Annotated in this window: 24 protein-coding genes; 9 read left to right on the forward strand and 15 right to left on the reverse strand. The window is 70.7% G+C overall.

Translation table 11 applies throughout. The features are described 5' to 3' along the window. Positions 1 to 84: 84 nt before the first annotated feature. The 5 genes from E7Z54_RS05725 to typA all read right to left on the reverse strand — a co-directional run bounded on the left by E7Z54_RS05725 (position 85) and on the right by typA (position 7,012). Positions 85 to 1,554 (reverse strand): glycoside hydrolase family 1 protein, encoded by a 1,470-nt coding sequence (locus E7Z54_RS05725; RefSeq protein ID WP_136432045.1) that lies wholly within the window; start codon positions 1,552 to 1,554, stop codon positions 85 to 87. Further along, complete coding sequence (locus tag E7Z54_RS05730) at positions 1,551 to 2,375, reverse strand: carbohydrate ABC transporter permease (RefSeq protein WP_136432046.1); 825 nt, start codon at positions 2,373 to 2,375, stop codon at positions 1,551 to 1,553. The genes E7Z54_RS05725 and E7Z54_RS05730 overlap by 4 nt, the downstream gene beginning before the upstream one ends. Before the next feature lie 64 nt (positions 2,376 to 2,439). Further along, positions 2,440 to 3,462, reverse strand: a complete 1,023-nt coding sequence (locus E7Z54_RS05735; protein ID WP_136432047.1) for a carbohydrate ABC transporter permease — start codon at positions 3,460 to 3,462, stop codon at positions 2,440 to 2,442. Positions 3,463 to 3,503: 41 nt separating this feature from the next. Continuing rightward, positions 3,504 to 4,844, reverse strand: a complete 1,341-nt coding sequence (locus tag E7Z54_RS05740; protein ID WP_240769535.1) for an extracellular solute-binding protein — start codon at positions 4,842 to 4,844, stop codon at positions 3,504 to 3,506. Positions 4,845 to 5,101: 257 nt separating this feature from the next. Then, positions 5,102 to 7,012 carry a translational GTPase TypA gene (typA, locus tag E7Z54_RS05745; RefSeq protein WP_136432048.1) on the reverse strand — a complete coding sequence of 637 codons (1,911 nt, stop codon included), beginning with the start codon at positions 7,010 to 7,012 and terminating at the stop codon, positions 5,102 to 5,104. A gap of 187 nt (positions 7,013 to 7,199) precedes the next feature. On the opposite strand from typA, the gene E7Z54_RS05750 reads away from it, so the two are divergent. Continuing rightward, a complete protein-coding gene (locus E7Z54_RS05750; protein ID WP_136432049.1) occupies positions 7,200 to 7,889 on the forward strand; it encodes an aspartate/glutamate racemase family protein in 690 nt (229 codons plus the stop codon). Between the two features lie 102 nt (positions 7,890 to 7,991). On the opposite strand, the gene E7Z54_RS05755 is transcribed toward E7Z54_RS05750, so the two are convergent. Next, positions 7,992 to 8,729, reverse strand: coding sequence for an SDR family NAD(P)-dependent oxidoreductase (locus E7Z54_RS05755; RefSeq protein WP_206056035.1), 738 nt, complete (start codon positions 8,727 to 8,729; stop codon positions 7,992 to 7,994). 87 nt (positions 8,730 to 8,816) lie between these two features. Between E7Z54_RS05755 and mshA the strand changes: the two genes are divergently transcribed. The 4 genes from mshA to E7Z54_RS05775 all read left to right on the forward strand — a co-directional run bounded on the left by mshA (position 8,817) and on the right by E7Z54_RS05775 (position 12,939). Next, positions 8,817 to 10,112, forward strand: a complete 1,296-nt coding sequence (gene mshA / locus E7Z54_RS05760) for a D-inositol-3-phosphate glycosyltransferase (protein WP_136432051.1) — start codon at positions 8,817 to 8,819, stop codon at positions 10,110 to 10,112. Continuing rightward, positions 10,109 to 10,612, forward strand: a complete 504-nt coding sequence (locus E7Z54_RS05765) for a YbjN domain-containing protein (RefSeq protein ID WP_136432052.1) — start codon at positions 10,109 to 10,111, stop codon at positions 10,610 to 10,612. Before mshA ends, E7Z54_RS05765 begins: the two co-directional genes overlap by 4 nt. Before the next feature lie 69 nt (positions 10,613 to 10,681). Beyond that, entirely contained in the window at positions 10,682 to 12,280 is a 1,599-nt protein-coding gene (locus E7Z54_RS05770; protein WP_136432053.1) for an MFS transporter, read from the forward strand. Positions 12,281 to 12,294: 14 nt separating this feature from the next. Then, positions 12,295 to 12,939 (forward strand): TetR/AcrR family transcriptional regulator, encoded by a 645-nt coding sequence (locus tag E7Z54_RS05775; protein ID WP_168798184.1) that lies wholly within the window; start codon positions 12,295 to 12,297, stop codon positions 12,937 to 12,939. Here E7Z54_RS05775 and E7Z54_RS05780 read toward each other — a convergent pair. From E7Z54_RS05780 to E7Z54_RS05800, 5 genes are all read right to left on the reverse strand, one after another. After that, positions 12,923 to 14,062 carry an RNA polymerase sigma factor gene (locus E7Z54_RS05780; RefSeq protein WP_136432054.1) on the reverse strand — a complete coding sequence of 380 codons (1,140 nt, stop codon included), beginning with the start codon at positions 14,060 to 14,062 and terminating at the stop codon, positions 12,923 to 12,925. The genes E7Z54_RS05775 and E7Z54_RS05780 overlap by 17 nt on opposite strands. Then, a complete protein-coding gene (locus tag E7Z54_RS05785; protein WP_136432055.1) occupies positions 14,059 to 14,472 on the reverse strand; it encodes a YciI family protein in 414 nt (137 codons plus the stop codon). The genes E7Z54_RS05780 and E7Z54_RS05785 overlap by 4 nt, the downstream gene beginning before the upstream one ends. 47 nt (positions 14,473 to 14,519) lie before the next feature. After that, the gene (locus E7Z54_RS05790; protein ID WP_240769536.1) at positions 14,520 to 15,485 is read right to left on the reverse strand and encodes a DMT family transporter; all 966 of its coding nucleotides are present in this window, start codon (positions 15,483 to 15,485) and stop codon (positions 14,520 to 14,522) included. 112 nt (positions 15,486 to 15,597) lie between these two features. Beyond that, the gene (locus E7Z54_RS05795; RefSeq protein ID WP_136432056.1) at positions 15,598 to 16,275 is read right to left on the reverse strand and encodes a response regulator transcription factor; all 678 of its coding nucleotides are present in this window, start codon (positions 16,273 to 16,275) and stop codon (positions 15,598 to 15,600) included. Further along, complete coding sequence (locus E7Z54_RS05800) at positions 16,272 to 17,480, reverse strand: sensor histidine kinase (protein ID WP_136432057.1); 1,209 nt, start codon at positions 17,478 to 17,480, stop codon at positions 16,272 to 16,274. The genes E7Z54_RS05795 and E7Z54_RS05800 overlap by 4 nt, the downstream gene beginning before the upstream one ends. 121 nt (positions 17,481 to 17,601) lie before the next feature. Here E7Z54_RS05800 and phoU point away from each other — a divergent pair, with 121 nt between their 5' ends. Continuing rightward, a complete protein-coding gene (gene phoU / locus E7Z54_RS05805) occupies positions 17,602 to 18,255 on the forward strand; it encodes a phosphate signaling complex protein PhoU (RefSeq protein ID WP_136432058.1) in 654 nt (217 codons plus the stop codon). A 35-nt stretch (positions 18,256 to 18,290) separates the two neighbouring features. Here phoU and E7Z54_RS05810 read toward each other — a convergent pair whose 3' ends face one another. From E7Z54_RS05810 to E7Z54_RS05820, 3 genes are all read right to left on the reverse strand, one after another. Then, the gene (locus E7Z54_RS05810) at positions 18,291 to 19,037 is read right to left on the reverse strand and encodes a phosphoglyceromutase (protein ID WP_136432059.1); all 747 of its coding nucleotides are present in this window, start codon (positions 19,035 to 19,037) and stop codon (positions 18,291 to 18,293) included. Continuing rightward, the gene (locus E7Z54_RS05815) at positions 19,037 to 19,669 is read right to left on the reverse strand and encodes a hypothetical protein (RefSeq protein WP_136432060.1); all 633 of its coding nucleotides are present in this window, start codon (positions 19,667 to 19,669) and stop codon (positions 19,037 to 19,039) included. The genes E7Z54_RS05810 and E7Z54_RS05815 overlap by 1 nt, the downstream gene beginning before the upstream one ends. A 132-nt stretch (positions 19,670 to 19,801) precedes the next feature. Continuing rightward, a complete protein-coding gene (locus E7Z54_RS05820; protein ID WP_240769537.1) occupies positions 19,802 to 20,767 on the reverse strand; it encodes a UbiA family prenyltransferase in 966 nt (321 codons plus the stop codon). Between the two features lie 276 nt (positions 20,768 to 21,043). Between E7Z54_RS05820 and E7Z54_RS05825 the strand changes: the two genes are divergently transcribed. Together E7Z54_RS05825 and E7Z54_RS05830 are read left to right on the forward strand one after the other, a co-directional pair. Further along, a complete protein-coding gene (locus E7Z54_RS05825; protein ID WP_136432061.1) occupies positions 21,044 to 21,529 on the forward strand; it encodes a CarD family transcriptional regulator in 486 nt (161 codons plus the stop codon). A gap of 54 nt (positions 21,530 to 21,583) precedes the next feature. After that, positions 21,584 to 22,189, forward strand: a complete 606-nt coding sequence (locus E7Z54_RS05830) for a 2-C-methyl-D-erythritol 4-phosphate cytidylyltransferase (RefSeq protein ID WP_136432062.1) — start codon at positions 21,584 to 21,586, stop codon at positions 22,187 to 22,189. Between the two features lie 7 nt (positions 22,190 to 22,196). Here the strand turns inward: E7Z54_RS05830 and E7Z54_RS05835 are convergent, their stop codons facing one another. After that, a complete protein-coding gene (locus E7Z54_RS05835) occupies positions 22,197 to 22,928 on the reverse strand; it encodes an IspD/TarI family cytidylyltransferase (RefSeq protein ID WP_136432063.1) in 732 nt (243 codons plus the stop codon). A gap of 119 nt (positions 22,929 to 23,047) precedes the next feature. Here E7Z54_RS05835 and nirD point away from each other — a divergent pair, with 119 nt between their 5' ends. Next, positions 23,048 to 23,413, forward strand: a complete 366-nt coding sequence (nirD, locus tag E7Z54_RS05840) for a nitrite reductase small subunit NirD (RefSeq protein WP_136432064.1) — start codon at positions 23,048 to 23,050, stop codon at positions 23,411 to 23,413. Positions 23,414 to 23,457 lie beyond the last annotated feature (44 nt).

The following is a 23,457-nucleotide window of genomic DNA, read 5'->3' on the forward strand; positions in this document are numbered from 1 at the left end:
ACGCCGGCCAGTCGCGCCACCTCGTCCAGGGTCGGCGGCTGGCCGGGCGCGGGGTTTCGCGGTGGCCGGCTCACGGGCGGCACGCTAACCGACCGCCACGACGTCGTCGGAGACGCCCGGCACGCTGCCCGTGCGGGCGACCTGGGCGAACCACCGCCCGCTCGACTTCGGGGTCCGCCGCTGCGTGGCGTAGTCGACGTGGACGATCCCGAACCGCTGGTCGTAGCCGTAGGCCCACTCGAAGTTGTCGAGCAGCGACCAGGCGAAGTAGCCGCGCACGTCCACACCGTCCTCGATCGCGTCGTGCACCGCGCGCAGGTGCTGGTCGTAGAAGGCCAGCCGCTCGGGGTCGTGCACCGAGCCGTCCGGGCCGACCAGGTCGGGGTAGGCGGCGCCGTTCTCGGTCACGTAGATCGGCGGCACGTCGTAGTCGTCGCGCAGTCGCTGCAGCAGACGGGTCAGCCCCTCGGGCTGCACCTCCCAATCCATGCCCGTCACCGGAAGGCCGCGGCGCGGGAAGCAGATGTCCTCGCCGCCCGGAAAGGGCGACGCCGTCGGCCGCGACGGGTGCTCGACGCGGGAGCCCAGCAGGGCCTCGGGCGGATGGATCCGGCCGGACGCGCCGTCGCCGTGGTAGTAGTTCACGCCGAGGACGTCGAGCGGCACACTGATCACCGCCAGGTCACCGTCGCGGACGCAGTCCTCCCACGGCCGGCCCTGCCAGGTCATCCCGGCGGTGCGTGCGGCCAGCCGGGCGTCGTACGCGCCGGTGAGAAGGGGGTCGAGGAAGACCTTGTTCCAGAAGAGCTCCACGCGGTCGGCGGCGTCGACGTCGGCCGGCTCGGCCGGGTCGAACGGCTCGGCGACGGTCAGGTTGAGCGTGATGCCGAGGGACAGGTCCGCGTCGGCCGAGCGCAGCGACTCGACGACCATCCCGTGGCCGAGCATCAGGTGGTGCGCCGCGACCAGACCCGCGACCCCCTCCTGCCGTCCGGGTGCGTGCTGCCCACCGGTGTAGCCCAGGAACGCCGAGCACCACGGCTCGTTGAGCGTCGTCCAGTGCCGGACCCGGTCGCCGAGGGCGCCGTACACGGTCATCGCGTAGTCGTGGAACCGCTCGGCGGTGTCGCGGGCGAGCCATCCTCCGGCAGCCTCCAGGGCCTGGGGCAGGTCCCAGTGGTAGAGCGTCAGCCACGGCGTGATGCCGTTCTCCAGGAGCTGGTCGACCAGCCGGCTGTAGAAGTCGAGCCCGGCGGAGTTGGGGGCCCCACCGTCGGGCCGCACCCGCGGCCAGGCGACCGAGAACCGGTAGGAGCCCAACCCCAGCTCCTTGATGAGGGCGACGTCCTCGGGCATCCGGAGATAGTGCTCGCACGCCCCGTCTCCGGTGTCGCCGTTGAGGACCGCACCCGGGATCCGGCTGAACGTGTCCCAGATCGACGGGGTGCGTCCGTCGGCGTCGACCGCGCCCTCGATCTGGTAGGCCGCCGTGGCGGCACCCCACAGGAAGTCCCGCGGGAACCGGACGGTCGGCTGGTCGGGGGTGGGGTTCATCCCTTCACCGCTCCTTGCATGATGCCGGCGACCAGCTGTCGGCCGGCGAGGAAGAACAGCAGCAGGAGCGGGATCGTGGCCATCCCGGTCCCCGCGAGGACGAGCGCGTAGTCGGTGGTCTGGCCCTGTCCGGTCAGCGCGAGCCGGTCCAGCGCGATCTGCAGGGTCTCGGTCTTCTGCAGCGCGACCAGCGGCCACATGTAGTCGGTCCACACGTGCATGAAGGTGAAGAGGAACAGGATCGCCATCGCCGGCCGCGCAGCCGGGACCGCGACCGTCAGGAAGGTCCGCAGCATGGTGCAGCCGTCCATGCGCGCGGCCTCGATCAGCTCGTCGGGCACCGCGTCGACGAGGAACTGCCGCATGAAGAACACGCCGAACGCGGTGACCAGGCTCGGCAGCGCGACGGCCGTGAGCGTGTCGAGCAGGTTGTAGTCGCGCATGAGGATGAACAGCGGCACGATCGCGAGCTGTGTCGGAACCGCCATGGTCATCACCACGAACCCCATCAGCGCGTTGCTGCCGCGGAAGCGGAGCTTGGCGAAGGAGTAGCCGGCCAGGGTGGAGAAGAAGACCACCGACGCCGCGCACGCCGACGACACGAGCACGCTGTTGATCAATGCCTGCCAGAAGTCGACGGTGTCGAGGACCTGGCGGGCGTTCTCCAGGAAGTGCCCGCCGGGGATGATCGGGGGCGGGAAGTCGTCGGCGCGCTCCTTGGTCTGCGAGCCGATCACGAACGACCAGTAGAGGGGCAGGGCGGAGCCGACCACGAAGGCGGCGAGCAGCCCGTAGACGACGAACCCCGGGCGGCGGTTCATCTCGGGGTCCCCGCGGAGTTGTGCGGAGGAGCGCAGCGGGGGAGAAGAACTCCGTGGGGTGAGCTCATGCGGTGCTCCTGCGAGTGGCGTAGCGGGTGATCAGATAGTTGAGCGCCGCGATCGAGATGATCACGATGAAGAGCACCCAGGCCGCAGCGGAGGCGCGTCCGTAGAACTGGTCCTCGATCCCCTTCACGTAGATGTAGAGCGTCGAGGTCATGTACTGGCGGTCCGGGCCGCCCTCGCGGTTGGGGGTGTCGTCGAAGAGCCGCGGCTCGGTGAAGATCTGCAGGCCGCCGATGGTGCTGGTGATGATGACGAGGACCAGCGTGGGCCGGATCATCGGCAGCGTCACCGCCAGGAACTGCCGGACCCGGCCGGCACCGTCGAGCGCCGCCGCCTCGTAGAGGTCCCGCGGCACCGCCTGCATGGCGGCCAGGAAGATGAGCGCGTTGTAGCCGGTCCAGCGCCAGTTGACCATGCCGGCGATGGCGAAGTGGCTCCACCAGCGGTCGACGTGCCAGCGGATCGGCTCGAGGCCGAGCTCCTTCAGGACCCCGTTGATGACGCCGTACTGGTCGGCGAAGAGACTGCCGAAGATGAGTGCCGCGGCGGCCGGCGCGACGACGAAGGGGAGCAGCACGCTCATCCTCCAGAACGCCAGCCCGCGCAGGCGGCGGTCCAGGAGGCCTGCGACGGCGACGGCCAGGACGACCTGCGGCACCGAGGACATCAGGAAGATCGAGAAGGTGTTGACCAGCGACTTCTGGAAGACCGGGTCGGTCAGCACGAACCGGTAGTTGTCCAGGCCGACGAACTCGCCGCGCACGTAGTAGGCGCGGTTCCAGTCGAACAGCGACAGGTAGCCGGTGTAGAGCAGGGGATAGAGGCCGACCAGCGCGAAGATGACGAAGAAGGGCGAGACGTAGAGGTACGGCGAGACCTTCAGGTCCCATCGGGAGCGACGCTGTCGCCGCAGGAGCCGGGCGCGCTCACGCCCCTCGGAGGTACGACGCAGGGCGGGCGCGCCGCCCGCCGGGGACTCCGCGGTGGCGGTGTCCCCGGCGACGCGGTGCTGTGTACTCATGGGTGGAGTCGGTCCTTGCGGGGATCAGTCGGGGCGGTCGGTCACTGCAGCGACTGGACGTCGGAGAGGAACGTCGCCCACGACTCGTCCGGGGCCTTGCCCTGGTCGACCCGGGTGATGGCGTCCTGGAACTTGCCGAGGATGTCGGAGTAGAGCGGCCCGTGGTAGGGCTGGACCTCGATCGCCGCGGCCCGGTTGGAGAAGATCTCGCCGGCGGGAGCGTCGTTGAAGTACGCGTCCTCGGCCTTCAGCAGCTCAGGGTCCTCCAGTGCCTCCACCTGGGAGGGGAAGTTGCCGAGCGACGCGAAGATCTTCAGCTGCTGCTCGGGCGCGGTGATCCAGGTGATGAACTCCAGCGCCTCGGCGTGGTGGGGTGAGGACTTCGGGATCGCGAGGTAGGAGCCACCCCAGTTGCCGCCGCCTCCGGGGAAGACGTCGGCGATGTCCCACACGACGCCCTTGGGTGCGGGGTCGCCGGTGTTGGCCTTGATGCTGCTTCGCATCCAGCCGGGGCAGGGGATGGTCGCGAAGCCGTCGTTCTTGAAGCCGGCGGTCCAGTCGTCGCTCCACTGCGCGGCCTTCGTGGACAGGTCCCCGGAATGGGTGGTGACGGTGTCCCAGACCTGCTTGAGCTCGTCGTTCTCGACGTCGACGGTGTTGTCCGCCTGCTCGAAGGGGTGCTCCACCTGGTTGAGCATGGCCTGCGCGATGGAGCCGCTGGCGTCGTACCACTTGCTGCCGGGGACCTTCTCGACGAACCGCTCGCCGAGGGCGAAGTAGTCCTCCCAGGTCGTCATCAGGGCAGCGACCTCCGCCCGGTCCGAGGGGAGCCCCGCCTTCTCGAACAGGTCGGCGCGGTAGCAGATGGCCTCCGGGCCGGCGTCGGTCGCGTAGCCGAGGAGCTCGCCGTCGGCCGTGGTCGCGGCCTGCACCTTGAAGTCGAGCCAGCGGTCCTTCACCTCGTCCTGCGAGAGGTCGACCCAGCGGTCGGGCGCGGCGACCAGCGCCGGCATGAAGTCGCCCTCGATGGCGACCACGTCGGGCAGGCCGTCGTTGGCCTGGAGGAGCGTGTTGAGCTCGTTCTTCCAGTCGTCCCAGAGGGAGACCTTGGTCTGCTCGACCTGGATCTCGGGGTTGTCCTCGTTCCACTCCTCGATCAGGGCGTCGTAGCCGAACTCGCCGAAGGTGGTGATGGTCAGGACCTCGCCCTCGGCCAGCTCCTGCTGGTCCGCGGACGCGGTCGGGTCCTCGCTGCTGCCGCAGGCGGCGGTCACGCCGAGTACGAGCGTGGCGGCTGCACCCGCAGCGAGGTGGCGGACGGCACGTGATCGGGTGCCGGAGGGAACGGACCAGCGACGGGGTCCGGTAGCGATGTTGCGCACGATGGTGACGCTCCTGCCTCGAGTACGACGGTGGGGGGTCTGGGCCGTCGTGCGTGGTTCCCGAGTCCGCTCGGTGTGAGAGCGCTTCCACAGTGACGGCGCGCCCACGATGACATGCGTCACATCCGCACGTCAATGGTGCGGCAGAAAACGGCCGATCAGGGACCGCTGCTGGGTGAGAGCGCTTTCATCCCGCGCGCCCAACGGTGGGAGCAGGTCCGCGCCCGTCGCCGCTGGACCTCTACGACCTCAACAGGTCAGCGCGTGCCCTTCCGGGCGCGGCTCGCCATCTTGGCGCGCTCGTTGGCGTCGAGGTTCACCTTGCGGATGCGCACCGACTCCGGGGTGATCTCCACGCACTCGTCCTCGCGGCAGAACTCCAGGCACTGCTCGAGCGAGAGCTTCTTCGGCGGGATGAGCTTCTCGAAGTTGTCGGAGGTGGCGGACCGGATGTTGGTCTGCTGCTTCTCCTTGGTGATGTTGACATCCATGTCGTCGGCGCGGGAGTTCTCGCCGACGATCATGCCCTCGTACACCTCGGTGGCGGGCTCGACGAAGAGGATGCCGCGCTCCTGAAGCGACGTCATCGCGTAGGCCGTGGCTGCGCCGGCCCGGTCCGCGACCAGCGAGCCGTTGTTGCGGGCCCGGATCTCGCCGGCCCACGGGAAGTAGCCCTCCGAGATGTGGTGGGCGATGCCGGTGCCACGGGTCTCGGTGAGGAAGTCGGTGCGGAAGCCGATCAGGCCGCGCGCGGGGACCACGAACTCCATGCGGACCCAGCCGGTGCCGTGGTTGGTCATGCCCTCCATGCGGCCCTTGCGGGTGGCCAGCAGCTCGGTGATCGTGCCGAGGAACTCCTCGGGCGCGTCGATGGTCAGCCGCTCGAACGGCTCGTGCAGCTTGCCGTCGATCTCGCGGGTGACGACCTGCGGCTTGCCGACGGTGAGCTCGTAGCCCTCACGCCGCATCTGCTCGACGAGGATCGCCAGCGCCAGCTCGCCGCGGCCCTGCACCTCCCACGCGTCGGGGCGCTCGGTCGGGAGCACGCGGAGCGACACGTTGCCGATCAGCTCCTGGTCGAGGCGGTCCTTGACCAGCCGGGCGGTGACCTTGGAGCCCTTGACCCGGCCGACCAGGGGCGAGGTGTTGGTCCCGATCGTCATCGAGATCGCCGGCTCGTCGACGTGGATCAGGGGCAGCGCGACCGGGTTCTCCGGGTCGGCCAGGGTCTCGCCGATGGTGATCTCCGGGATGCCCGCGACGGCGACGATGTCGCCCGGCCCGGCCTTCTCGCCGGGCTTGCGCTCGAGCCCCTCGGTGATCAGGAGCTCGGTGATCTTGACGTTCTTGACCGTGCCGTCGCGTCGCATCCACGCGACCTGCTGGCCCTTGCGGATCTCGCCCTGCTTGATCCGGAGCAGCGCCAGCCGGCCGAGGAACGGCGAGGCGTCGAGGTTGGTGACGTGGGCCTGCAGCGGCGCGCCCTCGTCGTACACCGGGGCCGGGATGGTCTCCAGGATGGTCCGGAAGAGCGGCTCGAGGTCGGTGCCGTCGGGCAGCGAGCCGTCCTCGGGCTTGGTCAGCGAGGCGATGCCCGCCTTGCCGGAGGCGTAGACGACGGGGAAGTCGAGCGCGTCCTGGCTGTGGCTGTCGTCGAGCAGGTCCATGAACAGCTCGTAGGTCTCGTCGACGACCTCGGCGATGCGAGCGTCGTTGCGGTCGACCTTGTTGACCACGAGGACGACGGGCATGTCGGCGTTGAGCGCCTTGCGCAGCACGAACCGGGTCTGCGGGAGCGGCCCCTCCGAGGCGTCGACGAGCAGCACGATGCCGTCGACCATCGACAGGCCGCGCTCGACCTCGCCACCGAAGTCGGCGTGACCGGGGGTGTCGATGATGTTGATGGTCATGTCGCCGTCGGCCATCTCCTGCGCCGACGGGCCCTTGTAGTGGACCGCGGTGTTCTTCGCGAGGATCGTGATGCCCTTCTCGCGCTCGAGGTCGCCGGAGTCCATGACCCGCTCGGCCACGCCCTCGGCCTGGTGGGCGCTGAACGCGCCGGCCTGGTGGAGCATGGCGTCGACGAGAGTCGTCTTGCCGTGGTCGACGTGCGCCACGATGGCTACGTTGCGCAGGTCCTTGCGGCGGGATCGTCCATTTTCAGACATGGGAGTACGGCGTCGCTCTCGTCGAGGGTATCTGTCGGCCTGATCGCGCGCTGGGCACGCGCGGGCCGCCCGCCAGCCTAACCGCGGCGGCGCCGCGGGCTCACATCCACGCGCGTGGGCGCGCGGGCTGTCCAGCGATCCCCGCGCCGGCTGGCTGGGTGGGCGGGCTATGGGTAACACTCTGCGCATGCAGACCATCGGCCTCGTCGGCGGCATGTCCTGGGAGAGCAGCGCGGCGTACTACGAGGCGCTCAACCGTGGCGTGGAGAAGCGACTCGGCGGGCTGCACTCAGCCCGCACGGTGATGACCTCGGTGGAGTTCGCCGAGGTCACCGCGATGCAGCAGGCCGAGGACTGGGACGGCGTCGCCGCGCTGCTCGGGGAGGCGGCCCGCTCCGTGGAGCGCGCCGGCGCGGACTTCCTCATGCTCTGCACCACCACGTTCCACCGGGTCGCCGACCAGGTCCAGGACGCCGTCGACATCCCGCTGCTGCACCTCGGGGACGTCGTCGCCGAGGCCTGCCGCACCGAGGGCGTCGAGTCGGTCGCCCTGCTCGGCACTAAGTTCGCCATGTCGCGCTCCTTCTTCACCGACCGGATCGCCTCCCACGGCCTCGAGGTGCTGGTGCCCGACCCCGCCCACCACGACGAGCTGAACCGGATCATCTACGACGAGCTCGTCCACGGGAAGGTGCTCGACGACTCCCGTCGGGCCGTGGTCGCGATGATCAGCGAGCTCTGGGACGCCGGCGCCGGAGGCGTGATCCTGGGCTGCTCCGAGCTCGAGCTGCTCGTGCGCCAGGCCGACTCCGAGCTGCCCGTGTTCCCCTGCACGTCGCTGCACGTTGCTGCTGCGTTGGATCGTGCGTTGGGGTGAGGGGGCGTGGGAATCACCGGTTAACCGGCGATTCCGGCACTTCCCGGCCGTTGCAACCCCCGCGAAGTGCCAGATCCGGCCGGGTCCTGTGGCACGTGGGACTCAGATGCGGTGGATCTTGTACGGCGCAGCCTGGGCGCGAGGCTTGATCACCAGCTCGTCGATGTTGACGTGCGCCGGTCGGGTGGCGACCCAGGTGATCGCGTCCGCGATGTCGTCGGCGACGAGCGGGTCGGGCACGCCCGCGTAGACGGCGTCGGCCCTCTCCTGGTCGCCACCGAACCGCACGAGCGCGAACTCCTCGGTGCGCACCATCCCCGGCGCGACCTCGCAGACCCGGACGGGCTGGTCGAACAGCTCCAGGCGGAGCGTCTCGGTGACGACCTTCGTGCCGTGCTTCGCCGCGGTGTAGCCGGCGCCGCCCTCGTAGGCGTGCCGCCCCGCGATCGAGCCGACGTTCACGATCACACCGGCGCCGCTGGCGATCAGAGCCGGCAGCAGCGCCTTGGTGACGTGCAGCAGGCCGAGCACGTTGACGTCGTACATCTGGCGCCACTGCTCGGGGTCGGCCTCGGCCACGGGAGAGACGCCGAAGGCGCCGCCCGCGTTGTTCACCAGTACGTCGAGCCGCGGGCCGACCGCCTCCGCGAGCTCGGCCACGCTCTCGGCGGAGGTGACGTCGCAGACCACGGCGCGGCCGCGGACCTCCTCCGCGAGGGCCTCGATCCGGTCGGCGCGCCGCGCCGCGCAGACGACCTCGAACCCCTGGGCAGCCAGGTGGCGGGCGGTGGCGGCGCCGATCCCGCTCGAGGCTCCGGTCACGACGGCGAGGCGAGTGATCATGCCCCCATTCTGGACGGTCGGGAATGCCCGGCACACTGGCAGGGTTTGACCGACCGCCGGTTCAGGCAGAGCACAGGAGGGCGCATGGGGGAGCCGCGGGTCGAGCGCGTCGCCATGATCAGTCTGCACACCTCACCCCTCGACCAGCCCGGCACGGGCGACGCGGGCGGCATGAACGTCTACGTGGTCGAGGTCGCGCGGCGACTCGCCGCGCAGGGGATCGCGGTCGACATCTTCACGCGCGCCACCAGCTCTGCGCTGGACCCGGTCGTCCCGCTCACCGACGGCGTCACCGTGCACCACGTGCACGCGGGCCCGTTCGAGGGCCTGACCAAGGAGGAGCTTCCCGGTCAGCTCTGCGTCTTCGCGCGGGAGGTGCTCCGGGTCGAGGCGGTGCAGCCGGCGGGCCACTACGACATCGTGCACTCGCACTACTGGCTCTCCGGCCAGGTAGGCGCGCTCGCCCGCGACCGCTGGGGCGTCCCGCTCGTGCACTCGATGCACACCATGGCCAAGGTCAAGAACGACGCGCTCGCCGAGGGCGACACCCCCGAGCCCGCGGCGCGCGTGATCGGCGAGGAGCAGGTGGTCGAGGCCACCGACGTGCTCATCGCCAACACCGACCTCGAGGCCAAGCAGCTGATCAACCTGTACGACGCCGAGGCGGGCCGCGTGGAGGTCGTCCACCCGGGCGTGGACGCCTCGGTGTTCCGCCCCCTGTCGCCCGAGGGGTGTGCGCGAGCGCGCCGTGAGCGGTCACTGGCCGAGGACGCGCTGGTGCTCCTCTTCGCGGGTCGGATCCAGCCGCTGAAGGCCCCCGACGTGCTGCTGCGGGCCGTGGCCGAGCTGCTCGTCCGCCGGCCCGACCTCCGTCGGCGCCTGGTCGTGCCGATCGTCGGCGGCCCCTCCGGCAGCGGGCTCGAGCGGCCGACCGCTCTCGCCAGTCTCGCCGACGAGCTGAGGATCGACGACGTCGTCCGCTTCGTGCCGCCGGTGCCGCAGCACGAGCTGGCGGACTGGTACGCCTCGGCCACCGTCGTCGCCGTGCCGTCCTACAACGAGTCCTTCGGCCTGGTCGCCGCCGAGGCCCAGGCGGCAGGAGCGCCCGTCGTCGCGGCCGCCGTCGGTGGCCTCACCACCGTGGTTCGCGACGGTCGCAGCGGCCTGCTGGTGGACACGCACGAGCCTCACGACTGGGCGGTCGCACTCGAGCGCGTCGTCGCCGACCCGGCCTACCGCGACCGGCTCGCCGCCGGCGCCCTCGTGCAGGCCGAGGAGTTCTCGTGGGAGGCCACGGCGGCGCAGACCCTGGCTGTCTACGAGCGTGCGCACTCCCTGATGCGGCAGACGGACGACCGGGAAGCAGGAGTCCTCCTGTGAGCGAGCCCGCGAACGTCGTACGCGAGCACCTCGCGGTCAATGAGATCGAGTTCGACGAGCCGGAGCCCGGGCTGTTCACGTTCTCCCTGCCGGGGGAGCGGAAGCTGCAGACACCGGTCCGGCTGGACCTGGGGCCGCACTCGCTCGCCGTGCACGCCTTCGTCTGCCGTCGGCCCGACGAGCAGCACGAGCGGGTCTACCGCTGGCTCCTCGAGCGGAACATGCGGATGTACGCCGTCGCCTTCGGCATCGACCACCACGGCGACATCTACCTCGACGGACGGCTGCCGCTGTCGTCGGTGACGCCGGACGACCTCGATCGGCTGCTCGGCTCGGTGCTGACCTATGCCGACGAGTCGTTCAACACGATCCTCGAGCTGGGCTTCGAGACCTCGATCCGCAGGGAGTGGCAGTGGCGGATCGACCGCGGCGAGCCGACCGCCAACCTGGAGGCGTTCCGCGGGTGGCTCGAGTCGGGCGTCTCCACCCCGGAGGAATAACAAAACGCTACCGTATCGTTTCGTAATGCCGTAGGCTGGAGCCCCCAGGTTCGAGAGACGGAGGAGACGATGACAGCGAACCCCACAGCAGACTCCGGCGCCCACCACGAGGCCCACCACGAGGCCGACCACGAGGCCGGGCACCCGCGCCGCTGGCTGATCCTCGGCGTGCTCGTCGTGAGCCTGATCGTCGTAGTGCTCGACAACACCGTCCTCAACGTCGCGCTGAAGACGCTGGCGGATCCTGAGCGCGGGCTCGGCGCCTCGCAGAGCCAGCTCGCGTGGATGATCAACTCCTACACGCTGGTCTTCGCCGGCCTGCTCTTCACGCTCGGCGTGATCGGAGACCGCATCGGCCACCGCCGGATGCTGGTCGCCGGCATGATCGTCTTCGGCCTGGCATCGCTGCTGTCCGCCTTCGCCCAGACCTCCGGCCAGCTGATCGGCTACCGCGCGCTGATGGGGGCGGGCGCCGCGGCCATGATGCCGGCGACCCTCTCCCTCCTCCGCTCGGTCTTCCCCGACCACGAGTTCCCCAAGGCCCTCGGCGTCTGGTCGGGCGCGGTCGGCGTCGGCGGCGCGCTCGGGCCGATCGTCGGCGGCCTGCTGCTCGACCGCTTCTGGTGGGGATCGGTGTTCTTGATCAACGTCCCGATCGTGGTGTTCGGCCTCGCCATGATCCTGCTGCTCTCGCCTGAGTCGCGCGGCCGCAGGGGCCGTCCCGACCTGGTCGGCATGGGCCTCTCGGTGCTCGCCCTGGTGCTCCTCACCTACGGCATCATCGAGGCCGGCGACAGCGGCTCGTGGGGCTCGGTCGAGGTGTGGGGAAGCCTCGCCCTCGGTCTGGTCGGACTGGTGACCTTCGTGCGCTGGGAGCTGCGCACGCCGCACGCGTCGCTGGACATGCGGCTGTTCCTCAACCCGCGCTTCTCCTCGGCCTCGGCGATCATCGCGCTCGGGTTCTTCGCGATGCTCGGCCTGTTCTTCTTCATCACCTTCTACGTCCAGCTGGTCCGCGACCGGTCCCCGCTGCAGACGGGCCTGCTCTTCCTCTCGTTCGGAACCGCCATGGTGATCTTCTCGCCGCTCTCCAACGGGTTCGTCACCCGGTTCGGGTCCAGGGCGGTGGGCCTGGCCGCCCTGACGCTGATCACCGGCGTCTTCGTCGGCTACGCGCAGTTCGGCCTCCACACGCCGCTGTGGGTCCTGGTGGTGATGCTGTTCCTCCAGGCCACCGGCATGGCCAACCTGATGACCCCCGCCATGAGCACGTTGATGTCGAGCGTCCCTCGAGAGAGCGCGGGCGTCGCCTCGGCGCTCGGGAACACGCTGCGACAGGTCGGCGGTGCCTTCGGCGTCGCGGTCCTCGGGACCGTGATGGCGCACGCCTACCAGACCCGGATCAGCGAGGCCGTGCCCGGACTGCCGCAGCAGGCGCAGGCCTCGCTGGCGGCCACCTACGGTGCGGTCGAGACTGGCTCGGTCGACCCGGGCGTGCTGGCGGCCGCCAACGACGCGTTCGTCGGCGCCATGCACGTCACCGCCTACTCCTCGGCGGCGATCGCGCTGGTCGGCATGCTGGTGGTCGCCCGCTGGTTCCCCGGTCGCCGGACGACAGCGCTGCCGGCACAGCCCGCCCGCGTCGCCGAGCAGCCCGCGAAGCGATAGGCGAGAATGGCGCGGTGACCACATCGCCGCGCGACCACGCCGAGCCGGCGACCGAGCCGGCGACCGAGGCGGCGCCACCCGGACCCGGACGGCCCCGCAGCGAGGCCGTGACCCGAGCGATCCTGGACGCGGTGCTCGACCTGATCGCCGAGCAGGGCTCCATCGCAAGCATCTCGATGGACGCGGTCGCCGCTCGGAGCGGGACCTCCAAGGCGACCGTTTACCGGCGTTGGGGGTCGAAGGAGGAGCTGGTCGCGGCGGCGGTGGAGAGCATCAAGGCGCCTCCCGCCTCCAACCTGCCGCACCTGTCGGTGCGGGACGACCTGATCCGGATCGGGAAGGCGGTGCGCACCGACGTCTCCGCCAAGGAACGCCGGATCCTGAAGTGCATCATGATCGAGTCCGACGCCAACCCCGAGCTGCGCACGCATCAGGAGCGCCTGATGGCGCGACGCCGCGAGGCTGGCATCGAGGTGTTCCGCTACTGGCGCGACCAGGGGGCGCTGCGACCCGACGTGGATCCCGAGCTGGCGGCGGCTCAGCTGGTCAGCCCGCTGCTCACCATCATGGTCTACGGCCACTACCCGAGCCTGCGCGCGCCGGACCTGGTCGAGCGCCTCGTCGACCAGCTGCTGGAGGGCATCAGCGCCCCGCGTTGAGGCGCGCCGCCTGCTTGGTCAGGTGGTCGCGCTCGGCCACGGTGGGCGCCTTCTCAGCGGCGAGTGCATAACACCGCGCCGCCTCGGCGAGGTCGCCCGCGCGCTCGTGGAGGTACGCCGCCACGGCGTCGCGGCGGGGCAGCTCGGGGTCGAGCTGCTCGACCGCGCGGAGGCCGACCAGGGGTCCGTCGACCTCGCCCAGTGCGACTGCGCGGTTCAGCGCCACGACCGGGCTGCCCGAGAGTCGCATGAGCTCGTCGTACCACTCGAGGATCTGTGGCCAGTCGGTCTCCTCGGCGGACGCGGCGTCTGCGTGGAGCGCGGCGATCGCGGCCTGAGCCTGGTACTCGCCCAGGGCGTCCTTCGCCAGCGCTCGCTGCAGGATGTCCACCGCCTCGGCGACCATGGCCGTGTCCCACCGGGAGCGATCCTGCTCGGCCAGAGGCACCAGGGCCCCCTCGGCGGTACGACGAGCGCGCCGCCGCGCGTGGTGCAGGAGCATCAACGCGAGCAGGCCGGCGACCTCGGGATCCTCGCTCGTGGCGGCCAGCTGGCGGGTGAGGCGGATCGCCTCCTCGGCCAGGTCCACTTCGCCTGTGAAGCCCTCGTTGAAGATGAGATAGAGCACCCGCAGCACCGCGTGGACGTCGCCCGGCCGGTCGAACTGCGCACCGGTGACCGTGCGCTTGGCTCGGGAGATCCGCTGCGCCATCGTGGCCTCCGGCACCAGGAACGCCTGTGCGATCTGGGCCGTCGTCAGCCCGCCGACGGCCCGCAGCGTCAGCGCGATCGCCGAGGCCGGCGTGAGGGACGGGTGGCAGCACCGGCTCAGCAGGAGGAGGGTGTCGTCGGCCTGCTCGGTCGGCCCGGGCTCCGGCTCGAGGTGGACCCGCAGCTCTCGCCGGTGCCGCGCCGACTCCGCACGGTGCGCGTCGATCAGCTTGCGCCCGGCCACGGTGACCAGCCAGCCCAGCGGCTCGTCAGGGCGGGCGTCGGGCCATCGTCGTACCGCCTCGAGGAGGGCCTCCTGCACGGCGTCCTCGGCCGCCGCGAAGTCGGCTCCGCGACGGACCAGGACGCCGAGGACCCGAGGCGCCAGGTCCCGCAGCAGCTCTTCGTTCACTCGGTGACCACGGGCGGTTCGCCCAGGAACGGCCGCACCTCGATCCACTCGTGGATCGGGCGGCCCCCGGCGCCGGGTGCCGACGAGAGCCGGGCGGCGGCCTCGAAGGCGCGCTCCTGGGAGTCGACGTCGACGACCATCCAGCCCGCGATCAGGTCCTTGGTCTCAGCGAACGGCCCGTCGGTGACCGGCGGCCTGCCCTCGCCGTCGTAGCGGACGAACGTGCCCTCGGGCGAGAGGGCCTGGCCGTCGACGTACTCACCACTCTCCCGGAGCTCGTCGGCCACCTGCCGCATGAACGCCATGTGCGCCTCGATCTCCTCGGGCGCCCACCGGTCCATCGGCACCAGGCCGCCCGGTGCGATCTCGTGGCCGCTGCGGTAGTGCTTGAGCAACAGGTACTTCGCCATCGTTCTCTCCTTGGGTTCCGAGGCCGCCATGGTGGCCGCCGTCATCCCTAGGACGGAGCAGCGGCGGGTTCCTCGACATCCTTGCGCGCAGTATTTCTGCGAGCCACCGCGACGCCGACCAGCGCCAGCGCGCCACCGACGTAGGCGATGCCCGGCGGCACCTCGTCGAGGAACACCAGGCCCATCACGATCGTGAGGGGCGGCACGAGGTAGGTGGTCACCCCGAGCTTCGAGGCCGTCATGTGGCGCAGGGCGTAGGCGTAGGTGGTGAACGCGATCGCCGTCGGGAAGACCCCGAGATAGATCAACCACAGTGAGGAGGACAGTGGCGCGTCTCGGACCTGACTGGCCAGCTGCCCCGCCCACGGCAGGCAGACGACCGTCCCGATCGTGCAGGCCAGCCAGGTCACGTGGAGTGCGGAGAGCTTGGCGACCAACGGCTTCTGGAGCACCAGGCTGATGGAGTACACCAGCGCGGACAGCAGGCAGAGAAAGACGCCGAGCAGGTCGCGGGTCCCGCCTGCGTCGGTGGAGGAGAGTCCGATCACGGCCACTCCGGAGAACGCCAGCACCAGCCCGATCGTGAGGTGCACGGTGAACCGCTCGGACAGGAACGTCGCGGCCAGCAGTGCGATCAGCACCGGGGAGACCTGGATCAGCATCGCGGCGGTGCCGGCGTCGACCCGCTGCTCGCCGGCGTTGAGCGCGACGTTGTAGACCCCGAACCAGAGCACGCCGATGGCGGCGATCGAGCCCCACTGCCGCAGTGTCGGCCGCGGCATCCTGCCGCCGGCGGCCACGACGAGTGCGAGCACCAGCGACGCGACGAGCAGCCGGCCCAGGGACAGGGCGCCCGGTGAGAAGTCGTGGGCGAGGTGCCGGATCGCCACGAACGCGCTGGCCCACAGGACCAGGGTCACCGCGACCGCGACCAGCGGGAGTACGGCGACAGCGGGCGCGTCGCTCCTCCCGGGGCTCGGTGCAGGGACGGTCGGAGCGTCGGCGGCGGTCACTCCAGCAACGCTAGATGGCCGCACCGACACAGGTCGCGCGATTTTCGGCCACCTTTGTGCCAGATCCGGCCGCTCTGGCCGCGCCCTCGACGGGCCTCGCGGTCGAGAGGCTTCAGACGTCGAGCTTGTAGCCCAGGCCGCGCACGGTGACGAGGTACTTCGGCTCGCTCGGCTCGGGCTCGAGCTTCGCCCGCAGCCGCTTCACGTGCACGTCGAGCGTCTTGGTGTCCCCGACGTAGTCGGAGCCCCACACGCGGTCGATCAGCTGGCCGCGGGTGAGCACCCGGCCCGGGTTGCGCAGGAACATCTCGAGCAGCTCGAACTCCTTGAGCGGCAGGCGCTGCTCGGTGCCGTCCACGGTCACGACGTGGCGCTCGACGTCCATCCGGACCGGGCCGGCCTCGAGGGTGTCGGGCAGCAGCTCGGGGTCCTGGCCGCGGCGCAGCACGGCACGGATCCGCGCGACCAGCTCGCGCGGGGAGTACGGCTTGGTGACGTAGTCGTCGGCGCCCAGCTCGAGGCCGACCACCTTGTCCACCTCGTCGTCCTTGGCGCTGACCATGATCACCGGGACGTTCGACGTCTGCCTGATCGTGCGGCACACCTCGGTGCCGGGGATCCCGGGCAGCATCAGGTCGAGCAGCACGATGTCCGCGCCGTTCCGGTCGAACTCCTTCAGCGCCTCGTTGCCGTCGGCGGCGATGGCGACCTCGAACCCCTCCTTGCGGAGCAGGTAGGCGAGGGCATCGCTGTAGCTTTCTTCGTCTTCGACGACGAGTACCCGTGTCACGGGCGTTCCTCCTGATCTTCGTTGCGCCGCGCCGGTGGCTCCGGGTCGGGCGCGTGGGGGGTGGCGCTGATGAAGGGCATCCCCTCGTGCTGGGGGTGCTCCGGCAGCGTGAGGGTGAAGGTCGAGCCCTGTCCCTCGACCGACCACACTCGCACGTCTCCGCCGTGGGTGGCAGCCACGTGCTTGACGATCGAGAGCCCGAGACCGGTGCCGCCCGTCGAGCGGTGGCGCGCGGGGTCGACCCGGTAGAACCGCTCGAAGATCCGGTCGATCTCGTCCTCGGGGATGCCGATGCCCTGGTCGACCACCGAGATCTCGATGGCGTGGTCGACCTTCTTCCGGGTGACCACGACGCGTGAGCTCGGCTCGGAGTACGCGACGGCGTTGGCGACGAGGTTGGCGACCGCCGCGGTCACCTGCTTCTCGCTGCCGATCACCTTCAGGCCCTTCTCGCCCTCGACGATGACAGCGATGTCCTTGGCGGCGGCGTTCATGTGGCTGGAGTCCACCGCGGCGCCGACGACCTCGTCGATCGACACCGCGACCGGCGACTCCAGCGGCTCGTCGCCCTGGAGCCGGGAGAGCTCGATGATCTGCTGGATCAGCCGCGACAGGCGATCGCTCTCGGTCAGCATCCGCGACGCGAACCGGTACACGGCATCGGGATCGTCGGAGGCGTCCTGCACGGCCTCGGCCAGCAGGCGGATCGCTCCGACCGGAGTCTTGAGCTCGTGACTGACGTTGGCGACGAAGTCGCGGCGGACGGCGTCCACCTGCCGCTCGCGGGTGCGGTCCTCGACGAGCGCCAGCACGAGCCGCGACCCCAGGGGCGCCACCCGCGCGGTCACGTGGCGCGGGGAGCCGCTGACCCGAGGCGTGATCAGCTCGGTCTCGCGGATCTGCCCGTCACGTCGTACGTCACGGATCAGGTCGCCGAGCTCGTCGGAGAGCAGGGTGGTGCCGCGGACGAAGCCCAGGGCGTACGCCGGCGCGGACGCCTTCACCACGGCGTCCGACTCGTCGACGACGACCGCGCTGCTGCGCAGCACCGCGAGCACGGCTGCCACCCCGGGCGGCACCTGTGGCTCCTCCGGCGGCTGGTACTTGTGCTGCTGGCGCTCGCTGAGATGCCAGGCGAGCACGGCGCCACCGGCCACGAGGGCGCCGAGGAGCGCAGCCAGGAAGGCTTGCGTCGTCGGGTCCACACTGGGATCGTACGGCGGACGGCCGCGCGCGATCCGAATCCGCGAGTCGGAGCTTCCTGATGTTCACCCCCCGTTCACGACGGGGCTCCGGCTGGTCACTTCCCGGGATTACGCTCGGAACATGCGTGATGTCTACTCCGAGCAGCTGGACTCGATCTTCGGCGACCTGGCGGCCATCTGCCGCCGGGTCCAGACCGCCGTGGCCCAGGCGACACTGGCCCTGATGACCGGCGACGCGTCAGTCGCCGAGCAGGTGATCAGCCAGGACGTCGAGATCGACCGCGCCCGGGAGCAGGTCGAGGACACCGCCTTCAGCCTGCTCTCGCTCCAGCAGCCCGTCGCAGGCGACCTGCGTACGATCGTCGCGGCCCTGCGCATGGTCGGCGAGCTCGAGCGGATGGGCGACCTCTCGGTCCACGTCGCGAAGGTTGCGCGACTGCGGGTCCCCGACGTCGCCGTGCCGGAGGAGGTCCGCCCGACGATGAGCCGGATGGCCGCGGTCGCCGAGGACATGGTGTCCCGTGTCTGCGACGTGATCTCCGGCCGGGACGTCGAGGCCGCGATCGCGCTCGGTCGCGCCGACGAGGAGATGGACCAGCTCCGCCGCACCAGCTTCGCCGAGCTGCTCTCCGACGACTGGCAGCACGGCGTCGAGGCGGCTGTCGACATCGCGCTGCTCGGCCGCTACTACGAGCGGATCGCCGACCACGCGGTGTCGATCGCGAACCGCGTGATCTTCGTGGTCACGGGCCACAATCCCGCGCCGGCCGCCTGAGCGACCTCGCGTCGGCTCAGCGCCCCTGGTTCGGCTCAGCGCCCCTGGTTCGCGACAGCGGCCGCGGCGGCGGCTGCTGCCTCCGGGTCGAGGTAGCGCCCGCCGGGAACCACGGGGGCCAGCGTCTCCTCGTCGAGCTCGTACACCAGCGGCATGCCGGTCGGGATGTTCAGCCCGGCGATGTCGGCGTCGCTGATCTGGTCCAGGTGCTTCACGATCGCGCGCAGGCTGTTGCCGTGGGCGGCGACCAGCACGGTGCCGCCCGCGCGGAGGTCCGGCACGATGCCCGCGTCCCAGTAGGGCAGCAGACGCGCCACGACGTCCTTGAGGCACTCGGTGCGCGGCAGCTCCGCACCGAGGTCGGCGTACTGCGGATCGCCGGCCTGGGAGTACTCGTCGTCGTCGTCGAGCGGCGGGGGAGGCACGTCGAAGGACCGGCGCCAGAGCATGAACTGCTCCTCGCCGTACTTGTCCTTGATCTCCTTCTTGTTCTTCCCCTGCAGGGCGCCGTAGTGGCGCTCGTTGAGGCGCCACGAGCGCCGGACCGGGATCCAGTGACGGTCGGCGGCGTCAAGCGCCAGGCCCGCGGTGTTGATCGCGCGGCGCTGGAGCGAGGTGTGCACGACGTCGGGCAGGATGCCCGCCTCCTTGAGGAGCACGCCGCCGCGGACCGCCTCGCCGCGGCCCTTCTCGGTCAGCGCGACGTCCACCCAGCCGGTGAACAGGTTCTTCGCGTTCCACTCGCTCTCGCCGTGGCGGAGCAGGACCAGCGTGAAGGTCATCAGTGACCCCCGCCGCCCTCGGTCGGGTGCTCGCAGATGTAGGCCGGGGCGCTGTGCTCGGTCGCGTGCTCGTCGGCCTGCGTGTCGGTGGCGTGCTCGTCGGCCTGCGTGTCGGTGGCGTGCTCGTCGGTGGCGTGCTCGTCGGACTCCGTGGCGGCGCTCGTCGAGGGCGTCGGGACCTGGGTGTACTGGAAGCACGGCTTGACCACAGGGACGTCGAGGCGGATCGCCTCGCCGGTGCTGAACTCGAGCTCGAGGGTGATGAAGTCGCCGGCGGCGAAGTCGCCGGTCAGCGGGATCGGCTTCTCTTCGGCGAGGTTGACCCCGCGACGGCCCTCGACCACGACCGGCCGGAACCGGCCGGCCTCGACCGTGCCCTCAGGGGAGGTCACCGCCTCGAGGGAGGCGGGCTCCTGGGTGTTGTTGGCGAGCGAGCCGATCAGCCGGCCCTCGCCGTCCTTCCACGCCAGGACCCGGATTCCGAGCGCGTCGACCGACGCCTCGCGGTCGGTGACGCCCGCAGCGATCGTGTTGACCCGGTCGGTCGGATAGTCGAAGCCGCAGGACGACAGCGTCGCGGCAGGCAGCGCCAGCAGCAGTCCGGCGATCGCGGTCGGGCGCAGGTGTCGCATGTGGGGCAGGCCTCCGCTGCTCTCTTGTCGACCGTCGGGACGGTCCGTGGAACCAGGTCGGTGCTCGGGCGCTCGCGCGCCCAGGGGAGCGGCCACACTCTAGCGGCCCGGTGAGACCGGCAGACGCCCGGCTCAGCGGCTGAGGCCCACCCGCATGCCGACGACGACGAGGGCGATCACGATTGCCGTGGTGTAGACGGTGGACACGGCGAGCAGCCGACTGGCGCCCAGCTTCAGGCCCAGCTTGAGCGGCAGGTAGGTCCAGCCGTCCTCGTGGTCCGCGACCAGTCCCCACACGGCCCGCAGGAAGTGGACCCCGATGCCGAGTGCGGCCGCGAGCGCGACGATCGCCGGCTCCGGGGCGCTGCCGACCGCCTGGCCGCCCCAGCCGCCGTACGAGAGGTAGGCCGGGATCAGCGCGAAGGAGAGTGCCCACGACCACCACGAGAAGAGCCCGGTGCGCAGCACCACGTTGCCGAGCATGCCGACGGCGACCGCGGCCAGGTAGAGGCAGCCGGCCCTGATGCCGGTCATGATCGAGAGCGGCACCAGGACCAGCGTGGCGACGACGATGGCGTACCAGACCGTGCCGGGATCGAGTCTGCCCGTGGCCAACGGCTTGCTGGTCAGGCCGTGCGCCTGGTCGCGCTGACGGTCGACGATGTCGTTGTGCCAGCCGAGGATCGTCTGGCCCACCAGGACGGTGAGGAGTACGACGCCGGCCTCGCGCGCGGGCCGACCGGCCACCACGGCGACCAGCCCCACGACGAGCGCCGTGCTGATCGCCTGCTTCGCGTGCGCGGCCTGCAGCAGGGCCAGGGCCAGGTTGTCGCCGTTGTCGCGACCGCCGAGGAACCAGTCGCCGACGGTGGAGCGCTCCGCGACGTGCGGGAGTTCCGGCATCTCGCGCACAGGCTCATCGAGCTTCAGGTCGTCCGCGTCGCGGGTCGCTGGCTCGAGCTCCGGGTCGAGCTCCGGGTCGACGTCGGCATCACCGGTCTCCTGTGATGCCACCAGGTCCGGGTCGGGGGCGTCCGCGACCGGGGAGCCTCCCTCTTCGGCAGAGCGGCCGCGTCGCCAGCGCTGGATTCTTGCCATGCCGAGCAGTATTGACCACCGGCCCAGCCGGCGGGGGTGGGCCCGCCGATCCCGCCCGGGTCGGCCCCGGACCGCCCATCTCACACGGCAAGGGCGTGTCGGTGAAGGCCCACCGAACGGCGCCCGGTGATCTGTCGCACAGGTACCTACCGCGCGCGGAACACACGACGTCGGGTATGTCAAGCCTGTCATTGTGCCCCTGACCTGCGCAAACGCATTCTGAGGGCATCTCGCGACGTGGTAGGATAGGTGACCCTAGGAAGGGGTCTTGCTCATATGACTTTCACTGTCGGCGAAACCGTCGTCTACCCCAATCATGGGGCCGCGGTCATCGAGGACATCGAGATGCGGACGATCAAGGGGGAGGAGCGGCAGTACCTCGTTCTCCGGATCGTCGCCCAGCAGGACCTGGTCGTCCGGGTTCCTGCCTGCAACCTCGATCTCGTCGGTGTGCGGGATGTGGTTGACAAGGACGGCCTCGACAAGGTGTTCGGAGTCCTGCGTGCCGAGCACGTCGAGGAGCCGACCAACTGGTCGCGGCGCTACAAGGCCAACCTCGAGAAGCTCCACAGCGGCGACGTCATGAAGGTCGCCGAGGTCGTGCGCGACCTGTGGCGACGTGAGCGCGACCGCGGCCTGTCCGCGGGGGAGAAGCGGATGCTCGCCAAGGCGCGACAGATCCTCGTCTCCGAGCTCGCGCTGGCCGAGCACACCAACGAGGACAAGGCGGAGACCATCCTCGACGAGGTCCTGGCCTCCTAGCTCAGCTCCAGGCGTCTGGCCTGACACGTCGACGACGTCATACGGTGGTGGATCATGCATCCCCATCCGTATGACGTCGTCGGCATTTCGGCTCCGACCTCCGGCATCGTCGTCGAGGAAGGTCGTGGCGCGCTTCCGTTCCGGCTGATCCACGGCGAATCGCTCGTCGCCACCGCCGCCTGGGCGGTGGGCGCGGCCGGCATCGAGCTGCTCGACCAGACGGTGCCGTGGGACGTCCTCGTCGAGCGCGCCGAGCCGCTGCTGCTCCACGACCCCCTGTGCCCGATGACGCCCCCGGAGTTCCTGGCGCGCTGCGCCGACCGGGCCGCCGTCGTCGATCGGGTCGTGGTCGGCGTACGCCCGGTCACGGACACGGTCAAGGAGGTCGCCGGCGACGTCCTCGGGGTGACCGTCGACCGAGACGGCCTGGTCGCCGTGTGCTCCCCCGTCGCGCTGCCCGCCACGGTCGTCGCCGACCTGGGCGCGACGACCGGCGGAGGGCTGCCCCTGCCCTCATTGGACTTCGTCGAGCTGGTGAGGATTCTGAGGGACAGGTACGGCGACGACCGGGTCGACCTGGTCGAGGCCCCACCCGAGGCCCGGCGGGTCGCCTCGGACGACGACATCGCCGTGCTGGCGGCGCTGACGGATCCTCGCTAGGTCCTCGCTAGGCCAGCAGGGCCTCCGCCACGGGCAGGTCCTCCGCGAAGGTGACCTTGAGGTTCCTCGGGCCGGCCGGAACGGCCCGGATGGTCAGTGGGTCGTCCGGGTCGCTGCGATGGGTCCGATCCCGGCTGACGGCGAACTCAGCGAACGCCGCGGCCGTGTCCGTGCCGTCGAAGCGTGCCGCGGCCGCGGCGGAGTAGGCCGCGATCAGCGGCCGTGCGCGGAAGGCCTGCGGCGTCTGGACGCCGACCAGCCGGGTGCCGGGGCCACCGGGCGAGGGAAAAGTCGTCGGGTCGCGCGGCAGCAGGCCGGGCAGCTCGAGGATGGGCACCGCGCCGCCGTACTCGCGTGCGGTGCTGATGACACGCTCGAAGAGGTCCGCTCCCGCCAGTGGACGGGCGCCGTCGTGGATCGCGATGACGTCGATGCTGCCGTCGGCCACCTGCGGTGCGACCAGGTCGAGCGCGGCCTGCTCGGACTGCTGCCGGGTGCTGCCGCCGTCGATGAGGAGCACGTCCCGACGGCCGACGTACGGCGCCAGCGCGGCGCCGACCGACCGACGCTCGCCGGGGCGGCAGACCACGACGATGGGGTCCGCGTCCGGTACGGCGAGCGCCGCCTGGAGCGACCACGCGAGCAGGGGCCGGTCCCGCAGCGGCAGGAGGACCTTGTTGACCTCGGCGCCGACGCGGGATCCGCTGCCGGCGGCCAGCACGACGATCGCGGCGCTCACGGCGCCACGGTAGCCGGCGTCGTATGACCTGATCCGTGAGGTGATCCGGGAGGAAGCGTTTTCATGTCCGTTACACGACGAAACGTTGCCGAGAACACAACCGCCCTAACTTCGCCTCCATGACAGGTCGCGGGGCTGCCGAGGAGTGGCAGCCGGTGTGCCGCATGGCCGAGCTCGAGGTCGAGCGCGGCGTCACCGCCCTCGTGCACGGCCAGGCCATCGCGATCTTCCGTACGGCCGACGACGCGGTCTACGCGCTGGGCAACCACGACCCGTTCGCGCGACACGCGACGGCGGGCATCGCGCGGGGCATCGTGGGACGCCGCGGCGACGTCCCGTTCGTAGCCTCGCCCGCCCACCGCCACGCCTTCGACCTCCGCACCGGTCGCTGCCTGGACGACCTGCACGTCTCCGTCCCGGCGTACGACGTGAAGGTGGTCGAGGGCGTCGTACTGATCGGCCACCGGAAAGTCGACGCCGCCTGACACCCGCGAGGGGGCGCGGTGTGCGGCGCGAGGGGGCGCGGTGT

It is taken from the genome of Nocardioides sp., assembly GCF_004803405.1.
GTDB lineage: Bacteria > Actinomycetota > Actinomycetes > Propionibacteriales > Nocardioidaceae > Nocardioides > Nocardioides vastitatis.